Source organism: Sedimentibacter sp., from assembly GCF_038562225.1.
Lineage (GTDB): Bacteria > Bacillota > Clostridia > Tissierellales > Sedimentibacteraceae > Sedimentibacter.
The window spans coordinates 545,823-563,361 of sequence record NZ_JBCFAS010000002.1; the positions used below are offsets into that span (position 1 = coordinate 545,823).

At 42.5% G+C, this 17,539-nt stretch carries 16 protein-coding genes; all 16 read right to left on the reverse strand.

All coding sequences use genetic code 11. The features are described from left to right. Positions 1-56: 56 nt before the first annotated feature. The 16 genes from AAGU76_RS09015 to AAGU76_RS09090 all read right to left on the reverse strand — a co-directional run bounded on the left by AAGU76_RS09015 (position 57) and on the right by AAGU76_RS09090 (position 17,497). Positions 57-569, reverse strand: coding sequence for a hypothetical protein (locus AAGU76_RS09015; protein WP_342485143.1), 513 nt, complete (start codon positions 567-569; stop codon positions 57-59). Next, positions 560-1,165 (reverse strand): DnaJ domain-containing protein, encoded by a 606-nt coding sequence (locus AAGU76_RS09020; RefSeq protein WP_342485144.1) that lies wholly within the window; start codon positions 1,163-1,165, stop codon positions 560-562. Before AAGU76_RS09020 ends, AAGU76_RS09015 begins: the two co-directional genes overlap by 10 nt. Further along, entirely contained in the window at positions 1,162-1,986 is an 825-nt protein-coding gene (locus AAGU76_RS09025; protein ID WP_342485145.1) for a DUF5685 family protein, read from the reverse strand. Before AAGU76_RS09025 ends, AAGU76_RS09020 begins: the two co-directional genes overlap by 4 nt. A 45-nt stretch (positions 1,987-2,031) precedes the next feature. Further along, positions 2,032-3,207 carry a M20 family metallopeptidase gene (locus tag AAGU76_RS09030; protein ID WP_342485146.1) on the reverse strand — a complete coding sequence of 392 codons (1,176 nt, stop codon included), beginning with the start codon at positions 3,205-3,207 and terminating at the stop codon, positions 2,032-2,034. Between the two features lie 248 nt (positions 3,208-3,455). Further along, a complete protein-coding gene (locus AAGU76_RS09035) occupies positions 3,456-5,183 on the reverse strand; it encodes an ATP-binding protein (protein WP_342485147.1) in 1,728 nt (575 codons plus the stop codon). Next, on the reverse strand, positions 5,180-5,881 hold the full coding sequence (locus AAGU76_RS09040) for a response regulator transcription factor (protein WP_342485148.1): 702 nt from the start codon (positions 5,879-5,881) through the stop codon (positions 5,180-5,182). Before AAGU76_RS09040 ends, AAGU76_RS09035 begins: the two co-directional genes overlap by 4 nt. Positions 5,882-5,890: 9 nt before the next feature. After that, entirely contained in the window at positions 5,891-6,538 is a 648-nt protein-coding gene (gene phoU, locus AAGU76_RS09045) for a phosphate signaling complex protein PhoU (protein ID WP_342485149.1), read from the reverse strand. Positions 6,539-6,554: 16 nt separating this feature from the next. Then, positions 6,555-7,313 carry a phosphate ABC transporter ATP-binding protein PstB gene (pstB, locus tag AAGU76_RS09050; RefSeq protein WP_342485709.1) on the reverse strand — a complete coding sequence of 253 codons (759 nt, stop codon included), beginning with the start codon at positions 7,311-7,313 and terminating at the stop codon, positions 6,555-6,557. Next, entirely contained in the window at positions 7,303-8,166 is an 864-nt protein-coding gene (gene pstA, locus AAGU76_RS09055; protein ID WP_342485150.1) for a phosphate ABC transporter permease PstA, read from the reverse strand. Before pstA ends, pstB begins: the two co-directional genes overlap by 11 nt. Positions 8,167-8,178: 12 nt before the next feature. Then, positions 8,179-9,057, reverse strand: a complete 879-nt coding sequence (pstC, locus tag AAGU76_RS09060) for a phosphate ABC transporter permease subunit PstC (protein WP_342485151.1) — start codon at positions 9,055-9,057, stop codon at positions 8,179-8,181. Position 9,058: 1 nt separating this feature from the next. After that, positions 9,059-9,931, reverse strand: a complete 873-nt coding sequence (locus tag AAGU76_RS09065; protein ID WP_342485152.1) for a substrate-binding domain-containing protein — start codon at positions 9,929-9,931, stop codon at positions 9,059-9,061. 126 nt (positions 9,932-10,057) lie between these two features. After that, on the reverse strand, positions 10,058-12,151 hold the full coding sequence (locus AAGU76_RS09070) for a sensor domain-containing diguanylate cyclase (RefSeq protein WP_342485153.1): 2,094 nt from the start codon (positions 12,149-12,151) through the stop codon (positions 10,058-10,060). Between the two features lie 180 nt (positions 12,152-12,331). Continuing rightward, positions 12,332-13,822 carry a Na+/H+ antiporter NhaC gene (gene nhaC / locus AAGU76_RS09075; RefSeq protein WP_342485154.1) on the reverse strand — a complete coding sequence of 497 codons (1,491 nt, stop codon included), beginning with the start codon at positions 13,820-13,822 and terminating at the stop codon, positions 12,332-12,334. A 315-nt stretch (positions 13,823-14,137) separates the two neighbouring features. After that, positions 14,138-16,036: a glutamine synthetase gene (locus tag AAGU76_RS09080; RefSeq protein ID WP_342485155.1), complete on the reverse strand. Its 1,899-nt coding sequence runs from the start codon at positions 16,034-16,036 to the stop codon at positions 14,138-14,140. 137 nt (positions 16,037-16,173) lie between these two features. After that, complete coding sequence (locus tag AAGU76_RS09085) at positions 16,174-16,803, reverse strand: HAD-IA family hydrolase (protein ID WP_342485156.1); 630 nt, start codon at positions 16,801-16,803, stop codon at positions 16,174-16,176. A gap of 100 nt (positions 16,804-16,903) precedes the next feature. Further along, complete coding sequence (locus AAGU76_RS09090; RefSeq protein ID WP_342485157.1) at positions 16,904-17,497, reverse strand: hypothetical protein; 594 nt, start codon at positions 17,495-17,497, stop codon at positions 16,904-16,906. Between the last annotated feature and the right edge of the window lie 42 nt (positions 17,498-17,539).

A 17,539-nucleotide genomic window follows, 5' to 3' on the forward strand; every position in this document is an offset into this window, starting at 1 on the left:
ACAATTCTTAATTCTTAACTCTTAATTCTTCATTGCTTTTTAAAGATTCTTAATTATTAATTCTTAATTGCTTTTTTAATCTTCGGTTGTATCTTTTCTATGTATTGGTTGATGAAAACCGTGAAGGCGTAGTCATACAGAAAAAACAGCACCTGTGCTCCCAGTATCATCCACCAGTACAGGTACAGCGGCGTAAACATTCTTATGACCAGGTACATGGCAGCCAGCGAAATGTTGAAGAACACAAATTTAGATACGTAACGGATTTTCCCGCTGCTTATTCTGGTTTCAAAAATATGCTTAAAAATGCTGTACAATCCGAAGAACAATATGTATGTAATTATTTCAATCTTGTTGAATGTGAGGAAAAACCCCAGCAGGCACGAGGCAGCATAAAAAATAATGGCAGACTTTCCTCCAAACTCAACCACGACGATACCCACAACCAGAGCGGCAGCCGCAAAAAGCATGATTGTGTTTGTCTCTATTACAGATGACAGTAGGATGAAAAGCTGGTTTAAACCCAAAAGTACTCCCAGGTATGCAGTTTCCTTGCCTTTTAGCAGCATGAGATCAAATCTCCTCCCAAACATTCGCACAGACAGTCGGCGCAAATCAAATTCGTACAGCAATCCAGAGAATTCATTCCTCCTCCGTAGCTGTATGAGCGCTGCTGATATGAACGCTGCATGTTATGAATCTGGTTTAAAAAGTTTCTGTATTCCATGTTGGCGGGATCCATGCTGACGGCTCTTTGGATAAACTGAAGCCCCTGGCCCATGGAACCTATATTCACATAGCAAACTCCCATTAGGTAGTTCCATTCAGCATTTCTATCGGTCATGCCGTTAAGGGTCCTTAACGCTTCCTGAAACCTTCCTGTCTGAATTTGCTGCCTCACGCCGAACAAATTTCCGCCGGAGTAATCAGAGCTGCTGTAGCCTGAACCTGAGCCGGAGCTGTAGCCTGAACCCGAAGCGCTGCCGTTCATTATTTCATCGTATGCCCACTGTATTTCCTTGAACTTTTCTTCGGCCAGATCCTGCAGAGGATTGTTCACGTTCATGTCGGGGTGATATTTTTTAGCAAGCTTCCTGTATGCGCTTTTAACTTCATCCTTTGATGCACCTCGGCTCAAGCCAAGGACTTCATATGGGTCTTTCATTTAATTTTCTCCTTTTTATCCACATTGTCTATTTTGTTCAATATTCCTGAATATATTATGTTGTCTATTATCCCCTTGTCCTGAATAAGTGGCAGCTTTTCAATCTCAGCGCTCAGAAACGAAAGGTTGAGCATGATAAGCTCCTTTGCGTATTCTTTCCTGTCTTCAGCCTCCATGTTGTTGAAAGGATTGTAGGAATTGTTTTTTTCATCCTTTTCCATATCCTCCAGGGCATCCAGCAGGTAAATGTACTTGCCTGCATAAAAGCCTACTTTTCTGAGGATTTTCTCCCATTGGTCATGCTTAAAGACAAAAATTTCTTCCATGAGGTGCCCAAACTCGTTGGATACGGCTTCCGGGTCTTTTGAATTTTCTTTTTCAAGAGATGTTATGTTCTTGAGTCTTTTACTGATGAGCTCTGCCTTCTCAGGATATCTGGAACCTGCCTTTTCCATGTCTTTCTTCAGCGCCCTGCACACAGCCAGACTCTTAATATCCTTCTCATCGTTCCAGTTGTCAAGCATGTTGTAGTAGGAAAGCAATACGTTCATGGACGCTGCATAGCTTGTTATTTCGTTTTGTATGACCAGCTGTTTCTTGCTTGGATGAACCATGCACCTTTCGCTGTAAGTCTTGTTCTGCGGTTCATACAGTGAACTCATAAGCAGTATGAGAAATGTCATGTCGTAGTTGAGCGTCATCCTAGACATGTTGCCGTATTCTGCCTTAAGACACTTGCATAAGCCGCAGTAATAGCCTCTGTAGCTGTAGTATTCCTTGAACTTCAGTTCCATTTTATTTATAGTAACGTATCCAAACATCGTTTCACTCGTTTCTTATTAATTGCTGCATAAAAAATTTCTGTATTATTGCCCCATAAGGCTCAGCACATTTTCAACCTGAAGCATCACTCCTATGGCCAGACAGTCCTCATCCAGCTTAAATTTGCTGGAATGAATTGGATAAACAGCATCAATCTTTTCGTTTCTGCAGCCCAGGTTAAAGAAGCAGGATTTTGCAGCTGCTGCAAAATATGAGAAGTCTTCTGTACCCATGTTGGGATACTCTGACATTTCTATGTTATCACTGCCTATTATCTTACCGGCAGCATGTCTTACCTTGTCCACAGCCTCATCGCTGTTTATGAGAGCCATGTAGCTTTCCCTGACCTCAAGAATACCTTCGCCTCCGAATCCCTTAGGTACATTTTCAACCAGGTCGCGGATTTTTTCCTTCATGAAGCTTCTTGTGTCAGGATCCAGTGTCCTCAATATCCCTGTCATTTCAACCTCATCCGGTATTATGTTTCCTCTTGTGCCGCCGTGAATGGTTCCCAGGGTGAACACCGCTGAGTTTAACGGAGAAATTCTTCTGCTTACAAGCGACTGCAGTGCCATAATAAGAGACGAGCATATGACTAGGGGGTCCACTCCCTGATGGGGGTGAGCGCCGTGGGTTGATTTTCCCCTGACCCTGATTATTATTTCATCGGAAGATGCCATCATCTTGCCGTATTTAAGCGATATCTTTCCTGTTGGCACGCCCGGATCCACATGCAGTCCGACCACATACTCAACATCCGGATTTTTCATGCATCCTTCCCTTATCATCCTTTCGGCTCCGCCTGTTGTTTCTTCCGCAGGCTGGAAGAAAAATTTCACATCTCCCCTTAAGTCTTCCTCCATGGATTTGATCACCTTTGCTGTTCCAAGCGCAATGGCAGTGTGAGCATCGTGGCCGCAGGCATGCATTACTCCGGTGTTAAGTGACTTGAAATCAATGTCAGTTTCTTCGCTGACCGGAAGAGCATCTATGTCAGCCCTCACACCAACACAGGTTGAATTTTTGTCCTTGTTTTTCCCGCGGACAATTGCTACCACTCCTGTATCTGCAACTCCTTTTTGGTACTCGATTCCCCATGAGTCAAGGTATCGGCATATCCTTTCCATGGTCTGATTCTCAAAGCCGCCAAGCTCCGGATTTCTGTGAAAATCACGCCTGATGGTTACAATTTCATCCTTCATACTCTCTATATTATACATAAGTTTAGCCCTCATTCATTAAAATTACATTAATTATATTTTATTTCATGTACTTTTACAATAAAAAAGTTGCTCCGCAACTCCGCTAGGGGGACCTATGTCCCCCGACCGCGCAAAACTGCTTCCGCATTTTTGCTGAGCACACCCCTTGACGGCAAGGACGTCCGACATGCACTCCTCGTTTTTTATATAATAAGAAAGGGAACTTTCTTATTATATAAAAAATCAAAAAGCCGCATTTCTGCGACTCACATATTTTCATTTTGCCGGAAAAGTACCGTTATTTGTGTGCCCATGTTTTCTCTGCTCCTAAGCTCCACAGTGGCGTCATAAAGCTCCGCTATATGCTTCACTATGGAAAGCCCCAGACCGGTACCTCCCGTCTCCTTTGACCTGCTTTTGTCCACCCTGTAAAACCGTTCAAACACCCTGTCCCTGTGTTCCTCAGGTATTCCCATTCCCGTATCGCTGACTCTTATGTTTATAAGGTTTTCAGTTTTAAAAATATCAACGTTTACGGTTCCGCCTTTCTTATTGTACTTGATGCCGTTGTCCACCAGGTTGTAGACAAGCTCGCTCAAATAGTTTCTGTTTGCACAAAGGTACACTTTTTCCGCTCTTATGGAAAGTTCAACACCGCTGTCCTCAGCCTTATGCTTAAGAAGATTGACCACTTCGTTTCCTATTTCCTTCAGATCTGCCATGGAGCCGTCTTCTGCATCTATGCCTTCCTCAATTTTTGACAGCCTTATAATATCATCGATGAGAGAAATAAGCCTCAAGCCTTCCTTGTGGATCATGCCTGTGTATTTTCTTATGCTCTCGCCGTCGGTTATGAAGCCTTCCTTGATCATTTCGGCAAAACCAATCATGGTTGTGAGAGGAGTTTTAAGTTCGTGGGACACATTAGCTGAAAACTCGCTTCGCATTATTTCCGCCTTCTTTTGGAAAGTCACGTCTTCAATGAGCACCATCAGGCCTGCCACCGAAGAATTCATCTGTTCCTTCACGGGGCTGAAATAAAATCTGTAGAAATTGCTGCCTGTGTCCATGTCATAAACCAGGTGCTTGTTCTCACCAAGCGCCATGTCCACATTCTCAATGATTTCCTTGTTCCGGGTAAGCTCCAGAATGTTCCTGTTTCCGTTTAAGCTGAAGCTTTTGTTCCGTATCATCCTCTTACCGCTGGAATTGATGGACAGGATGTTTTTGTCCCTGTTTATGAGTATGAAGCCTTCCTTCATGTTCTCGGTTATTATTCCTATTGTATCCCTTTCGTGCCTCAGCTCATCGATGTATTCGTTTATCTTTACCTTCTGTTCCTTTATCTTCATGGACAGAGGACGAAATTCGTCATATATCTTTACTTCTTTGCCCGAACTGCCTTCCAGCATATCGATGTTGCCGGTCATTTCGTTTATGGGTCTCATGACCTTAGCAGTAAATAAATGCACGGCAAAATAAACAACCATGAAGAGAAGTACGAAAAATACGGCAAGAAGGGGCATCGTGCCTGCAAAAACCAGATTGATGCTTTTTATTTCCCTGGAAACCCTTAGGACCCGGCTGTCATTCAGCTTCACAGCATAGTAGTACATATCTGAAGACACGGTGCCCGAATACCTGGTGTCCTCACCTCTGCCGTATTGGATTGCCTCTAGAACTTCAGGCCTGTCGCTGTGATTTTCCATAGTCCGGGCAGCAGCCCAGTTGTCATACACAACAATGCCTTCCAGATCAATAATGGTAAACCGCATGCTGTAATCCACTGACTTCAGTATGTTGTACACAGACATGTTAATGGAACCTTCGTTATCCCAGTTTTCGGGAGTTTTCGAAAGTTCCACTATGGTTCTTAGCTGCGCCTTGGCATTCTGCGCATAAAATCCGTAATATACATATGAAGTTATAAGGCATGCGGCTATGGTTGCGCACAGGGAAATCATCATTGTAATCCAAAACAACCTTTTTTTCATGGTTCCGGGCTCTCCTCAAGCTTGTAACCTGCGCTTCTTACCGTTGATATGAAGTTCGGGCTTCCTGCAGCATCAAGTTTCTGGCGGATGGTCTTTATGTGCATGTCCACTGTCCTTGTCTCTCCCTCGTAATCGTAACCCCATATTTCCTGAAGAATCTTATCCCTTGAAAGAACAATTCCCTTATTGAGCATGAGGTAGTGTAAAAGTTCAAATTCCTTGAATGTTAGATTAACGGGATTGGAATTGTAGAAAAGAGTCCTCTTCTGGTAATCGAGCACAAGTCCGTTGAATTCAGCAATGTCAGAAGATTCATCAGTTTCCTTTTTCCCGGAGCGCCTTAGCACAGCCTTTACCCTGGCCAGAAGTTCCAGCACTCCGAATGGTTTTGTAATAAAATCATCGGCTCCGGATTCCAGTCCCTTTACCTTGTCAAGCTCCATGGACTTGGCCGTGAGAATTATGACGGGAGTGTCAGCATATTCGTCGTTTTTTTTCAAATCCTTCAGTATGGTCATTCCGTCAGTTTTCGGAAGCATGATATCCAGCAAAATCAGGTCAGGAGTTTTCTTTTTGAGAGCAGCATAAAAACCGTCCGCATCTTCAAATCCCCTTACTTCAAAATCTGCTGTGGACAGAGCCAGCGTTATGAGCTCCCGTATTCCACCGTCATCCTCAACACAATATATAAGCTTCATAACACTCTCCTACTTGGGCTTATGTTCTCCCGTTATGGAAAATATAACCCACTCTGCAATATTTTCCGCATGATCGCCTATTCTTTCAAGGTATTTGGCAATCATCAGAAGGTCGATAGCCTGTTCTCCGTTTTCTGTATTTTCCTGAATCTTTTCAATGAGTTCCTTTTTTACAACCCTGAACAGATTGTCGACTATGTCATCGTCTGCGCACACTTCCTCTGCCAGCTTCTTGTCCTTGTTGACGAAGGCGTCAACACTTCTGGTAACCATGCTGATTGTGGCATCAGCCATCTGTGGTATGTGAACCAGGTCCTTGATAAACTTCTGATTCACCATGAAGCGGGCTATTTCTGCTATGTCCTCAGCATTGTCTCCTATACGCTCCATGTCGGTTATCATCTTGAGAGCCGTACTTATGATCCTCAGGTCTGAGGCAACGGGCTGCTGCTGCAGCAAAAGCTTAAGGCAGTGGCTTTCGATTGTCTTTTCCATTTCGTCTATTTCAATTTCAAGTTCGTTTACCTTTGCCACAAGGTCAAGATTTTGTTCAATCAGTGCTCTTGCACTCAGTTCAATGGAATCTTCAATCATGCCGCCCATCTTAATCAGTTCCAGGTTAAGATTTTCCAATTCGTTGTCAAATTTGTTTCTCATTTTAACTCTCCTTTCATTAACCGAATCTGCCTGTTATATAATCTTCTGTTTTCTTGTTCTTAGGCATTGAAAACAATTTTTCAGTCTCGTCGAACTCCACAACCTCTCCGTGAAGGAAAAACGCCGTCTTGTCGGACACCCTTGTGGCCTGCTGCATGTTGTGCGTAACTATTACTATTGTGTAGCTGTCCTTAATATCCACCAGCAGGTCTTCAATCTTCATGGTTGATATGGGGTCCAGTGCAGATGTGGGCTCATCCAGCAGTATGACTTCAGGATTTACGGAAAACGCCCTGGCTATGCAGAGCCTCTGCTGCTGTCCTCCCGACATTCCAAGAGCGCTTTTCTTAAGTCTGTCCTTCACTTCATCCCACATGGCTGCAGAGCGCAGGCTCTTCTCCACGATTTCATCAAGCTTTGATTTTTGCTTGATGCCGTGGGTTCTGGGCCCGTATGCCACGTTATCGTAAATGCTCATGGGAAACGGATTGGGCTTTTGAAAAACCATGCCCACCCTTTTTCTCAAAACCGTCGCATCCATGTCCTTGTATATGTCCACGCTGTCAAGAAGAATCTTTCCATCTATTTTTACTCCTTCAACCAGGTCGTTCATCCTGTTGAGAGATTTTAAAAGAGTGGACTTCCCGCATCCGGACGGTCCGATGAATGCGGTTATCTCATTCTCCTTTATTGCCATATTCACATTTTTAAGAGCCTGAAACTCTCCGTAAAACAAATTAACATTTTCTATTTTAAGTTTATCCTTATTTTCCATCATTAGACCTCCCAATTCTGCCGGCAAGCTTAGTTGCAGCGAAGTTCACCAGAAATACTACCAAGATTAAGATTGCGCCTGTTGCAAATGCCATGTCCTTTGAATGAGGCAGACCTTCGCTGGCAAGCATGTACATGTGAATTGCCAGTGTCCTTTGGGACGCCATCAGGTTCAGTGTTGGACTTTCCAGCACGTTTGTTCCGCTGGTAAATATGAGTGCGGCTGTTTCTCCCACAATACGCCCGATTGCCAGTATCACTCCGGACAAAATTCCGGGCATTGCAGCAGGCAGCACAATGGCGAACACAGTTCTCAGCCTTGTAGCTCCAAGACCCAGGCTTCCTTCCCTGTACATGTCGGGAACGGATTTTATGGCTTCCTCGGATGAACTTATAATCACAGGCAGTATCATTATTGACACAGTCAGCACCCCTGACAGCACAGATGCCCGAAATCCCAGTATGTTTACAAAGAAAATCATTCCAAACAGACCGTAGACTATGGACGGTATCCCTGCCAGCGTGTCAACTGCCAGCCTTATGACCTTCACCGCCCTGTTGCCTCTCTTGGCATACTCGGCAAGGTAGATTGAGCAGAACACTCCTACCGGCACTGCTATTACAAGAGAAATTGCAATCATTTCAACAGTGGTCACAATTGAGGAAAATGCCGACAGGCTTTCAGAGTTGTACCTGCCAAACAGAAATTCGAGGCTGATGTTTGGTATTCCTCTCACCAGTATAAATAAAAGTATATACACTAAGATTCCGACTGTCAACAGTCCGCAAAGCCACACCAGCGACTTAAGTGCCGCAGATTTTGCCTTTCTCCTATTAAGTATGTTGGTTTCCATTTCTTTCTCCTTTTAGTTTCTGGCTGATTTTGACTTTATCAGGCTCAGTGACGTATTCAGAATAATTATGAACACAAAGAGCACAACCCCTGTGGCAATGAGTGAAGATTCGTGTAATCCCGACGCATAGCTCATCTCCGTAACTATGTTTGTGGTGAGTGTTCTTATGGGCTTCAAGAGCTTGATTTTTTCAAGAGGCATTACGGCATTGCCTGCAACCATTACAACAGCCATTGTTTCTCCCACAGCACGTCCTATCCCAAGAATTATGGAAGTTAGAACGCCGGATTTTGCCGCCGGCACTACAACTTTGAAAACTGTCTCCTCCTTGGTGGCACCCAGACCCAGGGAACCTTCAGCGTAGCTTCCCGGAACCGCTCTTATGGAGGATTCGCTTATGGAGATTACAGTGGGAAGTATCATAATCCCCAGAATCACAGATGCTGAAAGAATGCTGTAGCCGTTTCCTCCGATATTATCCCTTACAAAAGGAACAACAACCTGCATTCCGAAGAAACCGTATATGATTGACGGTATTCCCGCCAGCAGATTCACGGCAGGCTTTACCAGCTTATACACGCTGCCAGGACAGAATTCTGCTAAAAATATCGCGCACATAAGCCCTATAGGTACTCCGATTGCAATTGCCCCGGCAGTAACATAGATGCTTCCGACAATCATGGACAGTATCCCGTAAGAAGCCGGAGTGTTTACAGGCCCCCATTTTTCATTGAATATGAAATCCATGAAGCCAATTTCAGCTATGGCCGGTATCCCCCTGAGGAAAAGGAACAGGGATATGGCAACTACAGCCAGTACAGAAGCAAGGGCAGACATGAAGAACACGCCCTGCATTATATTTTCGTTTATTTTTGATCTTGTATTTTCCATGTTACTCCACCTGTGACCAAGTCGAAATTTCACCTGTGTAGATTTTGGTTATGTCTTTTGATGAAATGTCGTTTATTGGATTATTTTTGTTAACTATTACTGCAATTCCGTCGATTGCCATCAAATGCCTGTTAAGCTCTTTCGCCTCGTCTTCTTTCAGTTCTCTTGAGCTCATGCCTATGTCGTAAGAACCGTCCATGGCAGCCTTTATGCCCTGGGATGAACCGTTTGACTGCATTTCAAACGTCACATCCGGATTGAGAGACCTGTACTCCTCCTGCATTTTTTCCATCAGCGGAGAAACCGATGTGCTTCCTGCAACCTTAATGGTTCCGGACAGCCCTTTTGCCGTGTATTCATTTGCTTCTTCCGCTCCCGGAATGTAATGCTTGGACAGTGTTATTTCCTGTCCTCTGAGAGATTGGCAGAATTCCAGAAAATCCTTCACCAGTTCGTTTTCATCCCCTTTTGTTACAAGCAGGAACGGTCTGGATACGACGTATGAGCCGTTTTTAACATTCTCTTCCGTGGGAGCAGCTCCGTTCACGGAAACAGCCTTGATCCTGTCGCTTACAGATCCCAGCGAGATGTATCCGATGCCGTGCATGTCACCCTCAACTGCTGTTATGACCTTATCTGTTCCGTCAAACTCCAGGGCTCCAACCACAAGATTGTCTGTTTCCGCGTCTTTTGACTTTACCTTTATGTTCATTATTTCATGAAAGGCTCCCCTGGTACCTGATGCGGCATCCCTGGCAACAACCGTGATTTCCTTGTCTGGATTGAATTCGTTGGATTTTTTTGAGCAGCCCGGCACAATAAGCATCAGCACTGAAGATGATATAATAAATAATAGAATTTTTCTTCTGTTCATATTGATCCCCTTTACTCAAATTTTACCTTGCAGTTAATATATACCCTCAAGGTAAAAAAAAAACAGGCTGAATGTAAAAAATATGTAAAGTTTTTAACCTTACATATTTTAAATGTCATCCTGTTATTAACTGCATACCACGTTGTTTTTGCCTGTGTCCTTTGCCTGGTATAGACATTTGTCCGCCTTCTTTACCACGTCGATGAAACTTGTGTCATCGCTTTCGCACTGTCTTACTCCGAGGCTTATGGTTAGACTGATCTCTGCTCCCCAGCCAAGGTTGAACTTTTTGTTTTCTATGTTGCGGCGAATTCTTTCAGCAACCTCCAATGCCTCGTTACTTCCTGCTTCAGGGCATATGAGAAGAAATTCATCTCCGCCGTACCTGCCTATACAGTCTGTGTTCCTTATGCATTTGGAAATTATTTCAGCCAGAATTCCAAGAGTCTTGTCTCCGTAAACATGTCCGTAGGTATCATTTATTTTCTTGAAGTCATCTATGTCGATCATAACCACGCTGAATTTCACGTTCTTTTCCCTGCACCTGTCATACACCAGGTTTCCAAACTTCACTATTTCATACTTGGTCAAAAACTTTGTAAGGTGGTCATAGGTTGCTATTTTTTCTATTTTCTGGTATGAAACGGCATTCTCTATTGCAATGGCTGAGTAATTGGCCAGAATTTTCAGTGTGTTCAGATCGTTCTTGTCATAGGCATTCTCTCTTCTGTTTTGTACTGTCATGGCTCCCACAACCCTGTCGTTAATGATCATGGGAGTGTATATCATGGAATTTTGCATGACGCCTTCTATTCCATCCAGCCTTCTGGGGAAAACACCGATATATTTCTTGTATTCCCTGCAGACATTTCCAAGTATTATATCCTTCTTGCTCTTTATGCAATGTCCTGTAAATGTTGAATGCTCCACGTCGGAGAACTGAACTGTATCGGCAGGTTTCTCGCCCATGCCTGCGAAGTGGAAGCTGATGGTATCCTTGTCCTTCTCATAAACGGCTATACCGAAATAGTCAGCTTCTATAAGTTTGTTTATTTCTTCGTTAATAATGTCTATGATTGAATTGATGTTTAAATTTGATATGATCTTTTGTCCGATAGTCGATAAAAGCTCGGTTCTGTCATAAAGCGACTTGTAGCGGTCCGCTTCCCTGCGGGCATTTTGTATGCTCATTTTTGCCATGAGCTGATTTTGTTCGTAATCATACATGGCATCATCTATTTCCATGTATTTTTCCAGGTAAAAAAGAGAGTTGCCGTCCAGTTCCAAACTCTTGTATATTTTGTAAAGTATGAAGTACGTTTTTTTAAGGAGAACATTAATCTCCCTTGAAATGCAGACCTGGATAACGTCATTGAGCTTAATGATGGCCTCCTGCCTTCTGCCTACTGCAATGCACAGATTAGCCCATTCAACAGCCGTGCCGCACATTTCAAAGATGAGTTTGTGCTCCCTGGCATATTCATAGGATTTTATGAATTCACTTTCAGCCACATCGTATTCATGAAGTTTTATGTAAGCCATTCCCCTGAGTCTGTGAATATCACAGATGTCGTTAAATATTTTGTGTTTTTCCTCAGCACCGGATGCATCTTCAATGAGCACCAACGCTTTGCATGGATCTCCGCTGTTTATTTCTATTTCAGCCATGGAAAGCATGAGGGTCACCTGCTGCTGTCCTGTGAGCTCAACATCCATGAGTTCTACAGCATTGAAAATCTCCCTGGCCTTTTCGTAATATTGCATCTGTATGTAGTTTATTCCCGTATTTATGAGAAGAATAACAAGAGTGGAATTATCGTCTATTTCCTCTGCCAGCGATATTCCCTTGAGGCTCCATTCATTGGCAAGCTTAAGCTGGCCTATCTGGCAGTATGCGTTCGTAAGGCCGTTGCAGGCATACACAATGCCCTTCTTGAAATTGGCGTTTTCAAAAGTGTCATGGGACATCAAAAAGCAGTCCACTGCCTTGTCGTACCGGGAAGTGTTGAAGTTGTACCATCCTAAATAATAATACGCCCATCCCTTTGTTCTGTTTAGATTATTTTTCTTCGCGAACTTCAGCAATTCATCCATGATACCTTTGAGTTCCTCCAGGTCGCTGTTTAGGCAGTTCGTTACAATTTCCCTGAAAGATTCCATAGTATCTTCATTTTCCGCAAGCCTCGCCAATTCATCCGCATGCCTGAGCTGTAAATCCATGGTCTCACTCCTGTCGCTGCAATTTAAAAAACATAACTGAATATATTTACATATATGATATACCAGAATAAATATGTTGTCAAATAAAAGAGTTCGCGCAAATCCTACTTATGATGCATTCTGAACATTCGGGTTACAAAAAAAGCCTCACTTTATATGAGGCTTTTCGTATTGATTTGTTTACTGAGCATTCATCTTCATGTATCTTTCCTGAATTTCCATAAGCTCGCTAGGTGACTTCTTAAGTTTCATCGGACGAACATATTCTTTAGCTGCAGGGTCTTCTTCCAGTGTCATGATTGAAATTCCAAGGAATGCAAAGGCAACTGTAACAATTGGGCTCAAAATGTTGAAGAACGCATACCACATGTAAGACAATGTAGGAACTCCAAGGAATGTTGACATTGTTGCACCGCAGGTGTTCCATGGAATAAGAGCTGATGTTACTGTACCTGAATCTTCAAGAGCACGGGAAAGGTTTCTGGGAGCCAATCCTCTTTCACGGTAAGTATCCTTATACATCTTTCCAGGAAGCGCCAATGCCAGGTATTGGTCTCCGCATAGGATGTTAACGAATAAGCATGTAAGTGCCGTAACAAGAACCAGTGAACCTGTGCTTTTTGCAAAGCTCAAAAGTTTGTTTGCTATAACATGCATCATGCCTGTCTTTTCCAAAACTCCGCCGAATGTCAGAGCACACATGATAAGAGATATAGTCCACATCATGTTTTGCAGACCGCCATTTGTAAGAAGCTCATCTACCATTGCATGGCCTGATTCAGCTACTGTTCCGTAGTTGGCAACTTCAAGGATGTATCCGAAGTCTCCTCCCTGGTAAACCGTTGCTATAGCTCCAAGCAGGCAGCCTATGATAAGACCTGGTATTGCAGGAACCTTCATGGCAACCATAACGATAACTATTACAGGAATCAGGAGAAGTATAGGATTTATAGTATAGATGCTCTTGATAGCGTCCAGTATTGAATTTATTTCTGTATTGTTAAGAACCGCTCCTCTATACTGCAGTCCAAGTACTACAAATATAACCAGTGTTATAGCGTAGGATACGCTTGTTGTGTACAGCATGTGTTTGATGTGGTCAAACAGTGATGCACCGGCCATTGCAGGTGCCAGGTTTGTAGTGTCCGACAACGGAGAAATTTTATCTCCGAAATATGCTCCGGAAATTACTGCGCCCGCTGCCAGCGGCATAGAAACTCCAAGGCCCTGAGCAACACCTATAAGTGCAACGCCCACTGTTCCGGCTGTTGTCCAGGAACTTCCTGTTGCCAATGATACTATGCTGCACAGAATCAATGACGCTGCCAGGAAAAACGTTGGAGACAAAATTTGCAGACCGTAGTAGATCATTGTGGGAACTATGCCCCCTGCGATCCACGTACCAATAAGTATACCTATAATTGCAAGTATTATAATTGCCTGCAATGTGCTGCTGATGGAATCAACAATACCTTCTTCAATATCCTTCCATGTGAAGCCCAAAGTGAAGATTGCCAGCGCTGAAGCCACTATTGCTCCCAATATTATAGGAATATGAACATCTGATCCATATACTATAATGGAAAAAGCTAATAGTCCGACTGTCACTGCTACTGGAATGATTGAAACAAATAACGACGGTACTTTCTTTTGTTTTGGCTCTTTACTCATAATTCTCCTCCAAATGATTTGTGTGCACAGGCTATATGTCATAAAAGGATTATTGCACAAACTATATCAACATTAAAACCCCAATAATAACGTTATCCCCTTAAGCATAGCTTGCCATTGTGCTGCTGTATATTGCATAACTTTATTCTTAGTCATCGCCCAAATGAGAAAGAATACGTTTTTCAGCAATACAATTTTAACATAAATATGCTGATTTGTAAACAGCAATTATTGCTAACTTAATATTTACACATTTGGTTTATAAAATTCATCGACAATAAAGGGTCAGAACTTTAAGAGTCCTGACCCTTTTTATCAAAATATGTTGTTTTTGTATTGAATGTACAATCCCCTGATTTCCGTCATCTTCTCATTCATCTGCTTCTGAAGGTCTGACGCCGTGTCGAAATCTCCTTCATTCAACGCGTTCTTGATTTTGGTAAATATGCATTTCTTTGTCATGCTGTCCTTCATGAGCTTTGTCTTGAGGTAGACTATTTTTTCCCAATTTACCACATCAAGATCCGTGGCGTGATCCTGTTCGTTGTGAAGCTTCACAAATGTTTTAAGAAGCATTATGTTGTCGTGGATTATTCTTCCTGCCAGCTCGTTTTTCCACTTCTGAACCGTTGATTCCTTGAATGAATTTATAAGTTCATCAGTAAAAACTTCGCCCTTTTTCAGCACAAGCTGCTTCATTTCATTTGTCTCGAATGCGCTTAGGTTTTCCCACACTGTTGCAGGAGCCTTACCGTAAAGTTTGTTTCTTTCCTCTTCCGTGTAGTGCTCGAACACATCTTCCTCGCTTCTGTATTCCCTGAACTTTTCCAGATACACACCTTCTTCGCCGTACTTCTTGGAAAGTTCCTTTTCAAGTTCGTCCATGGTCAGTCCTGCATCGAGAACCTTGTCGATACCGTCAAGCATTGCCTGATATGATGAGGCAAGAACCAGGTATGTGTTGGAGTACGGGTTTGGAGCCCTCAGCTCGAACCTTGTGGCAAGAGGACTGTTCGCATCCCTTATTACGCCTACAAGCACCGAACGGTTTCTTGAAGGAGATTCCTTGCTTCCGCCCAGAGATGTTACTGTGCATATGGGAGCTTCGAATCCGGGCTTCAAGCGGTTGAATGCATCGTTTGTGGCAGTAACTATCGGATTTACCACCTCGTAGTTCTTCAGTATGCCCATGAGAGCTCCATAGCCGATTTCGCTTAAGTATTGAGCCTTCATGTCTGTTGGAGCAAAAAGGTTGATTCTCTTTCCATTTTTCAGTTTTACGGCAGCTCCCAGATGAACGTGCTCGCCGTTACCTGCCACACCTTCGATTGGTTTTGCCTTGAACAGCACTTCCAGTCCATGGTGTCTGAATTGGTCTTCTATCAATTCTCTGATGAATATTTCATTGTCCGCTGTCTGAAGAGTTTCTGAAAATCTCCAGTCTATTTCAAGCTGTTCCATTACATGGGTAATCCTGCCCTTGGAATCGATGCGGTTGGCGATTCCTCCCACTTCCTTGTGCGCCATTTCAGGTTTAAGGTCGTAGCATTCCAGCTGTGTCATTATCTTTTCCAGAACTGTTCTGACAGTTCCCATTGTTCTTTTCCAGTACTGTTCCTTCAGCACCTGTGATGTGTGCAGCTCCTCAAAATCCGCACTCTGCTCGGGAGTCTTTACCCACATTTCCAGTTCTGTGGCTGACGTAAGAGCAATTTCGCTGACATCATCATGTGAGAAGCCATAGCTTTTTGTAAGCTCAGGATATTTCTTGAACAGGCTCATCAATTCATTTTGAAAATTAAGGGATGCTCTTTTAAGAATAGATCTTGAACAAACCTGTTTTCCGCTGTGTATAATAAAAGAAGGAATTTTCAACGTTCCAACCGGCAGCCCGTTATCATCGTTGTAGTATTCGTAATTGTAATCAACAAACCACACACAGTCCATGTCAGGCAATATGTCTACCTTTGCATCGCTTAAATCGGCGATGCCCTGAAGCTCAACGCTGGACCCGTCAGTTTGTATGCCGTATTTCAGCATGTCTTCCATGTCCTTGATAAACAATTTCACTGGTATTTTTTCATCGGTTCCGTTGCCTCCGATATCTACGCCCATAAAAGACACAAACTGTATTTCCGGGTGTTCCTCAAGAATTTTTTTAATATCTTCGATGCCGTGATGTTCGGGTTTTATGGTATATATCATTTTGCCCATATCTTCCTCCTAAAAAATTTTATAGTTTGTATTTTAGCACATTGAAAAATTCATTGCAAGAAAAAAAAGCAGGCTTTTATAATTATTTCTCGTTTATATCCGAATTATAAACAACTGCTTTTCATTAACATTCGTGTTTAAACATTGCAGATGCCAATCAGTTCTGAGGGCTCCATAATGAGGTAATCGGGGCTGTTCTTTTTAAGACTTTCAACGGTATTGTATCCCCATCCCACGGAAGCAATGTGAATACCGGCACTTTTTGCTGCGTTGATATCCCTTATTTCGTCCCCCACATACAGAACTTCGCTGCCATCAACCTTTTCTTTTCTGATTATCCTTTTCATCTTTGTTTCTTTACCGAACATGGACGCGCTGGCTATGAAATCAAATATGTCGGCATCGTGTTTTTCCAGAAACATCTTTACATTGGTCTTGGAATTCGTTGTAATGATTGCGATCTTTAAGCCCATTTTCTTGAGCTCAGCAACAGTGCTCAATATGTCAGGTTTGCAAGGTTTGATGCTTTTCATGTCCTGTTTCAGAAGGTTTTTTCCTCTTTTCAGCATAAAAGGCAGATATCTTTTTTTAAGCTCCACATAAGCCATCAATTCCTTTGCACTCATTTTTTTTAAATGTCCAAGCTCATCTATGGTTATATTTCTTAAATTATATTTTTCAGCCAACTTTTGATATATTACGAAATTAACCTCCTCCGTGTCAGCAAGAGTTCCATCAAAGTCAAAAAAAACATATTTATATTTCACTGTTAACCATCCTTATCCTCATTTGAATGCAATTAAACTATATTATATTTTACATTTTCCGTCAATTCAAAATTTTTAAAAAAACTCCTGTATAGGAGTTTTATAAAGATTTCTTTATTTTGCTGTAGCCGTTTTTAATAAACCTCATGTATTCATCTTCTTCAATCAGCTGAGGATAGATGATTTCCGACTTGCTGCCCCTAAGGAATTCCTGTATCTTTTCCTTGGACTTCTTCATGTTGACTTCGCTGAATTCCTTCAAGCCCATCTTTAAGTCGTATGAATCTATATCTTTAACATACTTTTCAAAAAAGTTGTTTATTGCCTTGTAATCATAGTGCCTGAGAGTGCTCTTCAAAGCGGTGCCCATTTCCTCGTCGCTTAATTCCAGGCTGTTGTGCACCGTAAGCTTGCTGGCATTGAATTTGTAGTATTCATCAAACCACAAATGGCAATAGTACCCCAAAACAAATGATTTTTCGGTAACATTGAGTTTTTTCAGATTGAACTGCTCATAAAACTCTCTCACATCCACATTGCCATCTTCGTCAAAGCTGTGCATCTCCTCAAAATCATCCTCGTTAAACGTATCCGGGGACGCAATACCCAAAATGAAGCTACGTATGTCTATTTCATCCTCAGAATTTTCTATAAAAATTTTACCAAAGTGCATATTTGTACTTATGGGCGGCATTTGTTTATTATACTCCTTTTTAAGTTGTTCTCAATAATTATA

Coding starts and splice junctions, on each gene's coding strand:
- AAGU76_RS09065 (WP_342485152.1), bottom strand. CDS start 9,931: ATGAACAGAAGAAAAATTCTATTATTTATTATATCATCTTCAGTGCTG.
- AAGU76_RS09020 (WP_342485144.1), bottom strand. CDS start 1,165: ATGAAAGACCCATATGAAGTCCTTGGCTTGAGCCGAGGTGCATCAAAG.
- AAGU76_RS09090 (WP_342485157.1), bottom strand. CDS start 17,497: ATGCCGCCCATAAGTACAAATATGCACTTTGGTAAAATTTTTATAGAA.
- nhaC (WP_342485154.1), bottom strand. CDS start 13,822: ATGAGTAAAGAGCCAAAACAAAAGAAAGTACCGTCGTTATTTGTTTCA.
- AAGU76_RS09015 (WP_342485143.1), bottom strand. CDS start 569: ATGCTGCTAAAAGGCAAGGAAACTGCATACCTGGGAGTACTTTTGGGT.
- AAGU76_RS09035 (WP_342485147.1), bottom strand. CDS start 5,183: ATGAAAAAAAGGTTGTTTTGGATTACAATGATGATTTCCCTGTGCGCA.
- AAGU76_RS09080 (WP_342485155.1), bottom strand. CDS start 16,036: ATGGGCAAAATGATATATACCATAAAACCCGAACATCACGGCATCGAA.
- pstC (WP_342485151.1), bottom strand. CDS start 9,057: ATGGAAAATACAAGATCAAAAATAAACGAAAATATAATGCAGGGCGTG.
- pstB (WP_342485709.1), bottom strand. CDS start 7,313: ATGGAAAATAAGGATAAACTTAAAATAGAAAATGTTAATTTGTTTTAC.
- pstA (WP_342485150.1), bottom strand. CDS start 8,166: ATGGAAACCAACATACTTAATAGGAGAAAGGCAAAATCTGCGGCACTT.
- AAGU76_RS09040 (WP_342485148.1), bottom strand. CDS start 5,881: ATGAAGCTTATATATTGTGTTGAGGATGACGGTGGAATACGGGAGCTC.
- AAGU76_RS09025 (WP_342485145.1), bottom strand. CDS start 1,986: ATGTTTGGATACGTTACTATAAATAAAATGGAACTGAAGTTCAAGGAA.
- phoU (WP_342485149.1), bottom strand. CDS start 6,538: ATGAGAAACAAATTTGACAACGAATTGGAAAATCTTAACCTGGAACTG.
- AAGU76_RS09070 (WP_342485153.1), bottom strand. CDS start 12,151: ATGGATTTACAGCTCAGGCATGCGGATGAATTGGCGAGGCTTGCGGAA.
- AAGU76_RS09030 (WP_342485146.1), bottom strand. CDS start 3,207: ATGTATAATATAGAGAGTATGAAGGATGAAATTGTAACCATCAGGCGT.